Below are 564 nucleotides of genomic sequence, written 5' to 3'. Positions count from 1 at the left end.
AAGTCATCCAGTGTTACCCAAGTTTCCAAATCTTCTAGAGATTTAATCTCCGGATTGATATGGAATGTTGGTGCTTGTAACGGTTCACGCTTCAACTGGACATCACGCATCAACTCAAGCTGATCTTCATAAATGTGCGCGTTAACGATTTTATGGAAGGCCTGACCTGGCTTCTTACCCGTAATTTGCGCCATGATCGCTAAGAACACATAAACTTGAACCATGTTGAAGTTCAATCCAAGCGGCACATCGCACGAACGCTGTGTACTGTTGAGATACAAAGTGTCATCCAGTAGCGAGAAATGATGACTGTACATACAAGGTCGCAAGCACCCCATATGGAACTCACCAGGGTTGTAGAAGTTCAAGATTTCACCACGGTCATCAACACCGCGAGTCAAATCATCCACAATCTTGCGTAGCTGGTCGATATGACCACCATCAGGTTTTGCCCATGCACGACCTTGAACGCCGTATACACGGCCCATGTCGTCTTCACCTTTACGGTATGGGTTATTCAACCAAGCGTCGTTTAGGTTGGCGTTCGCATCCCACGTTTTGGTG

At 46.5% G+C, this 564-nt stretch carries 1 protein-coding gene; it reads right to left on the bottom strand.

What is annotated here, in order from left to right:
* Window positions 1-564 (bottom strand): thymidylate synthase (locus R8N47_RS27310; protein ID WP_318186379.1); only part of this gene is annotated, 564 nt, incomplete at both ends.

This window comes from Vibrio sp. 2132-1 (assembly GCF_033344315.1).
The sequence above is the reverse complement of the archived record's forward strand: the minus strand, read 5'-3'. Positions and strand labels throughout refer to the sequence as shown.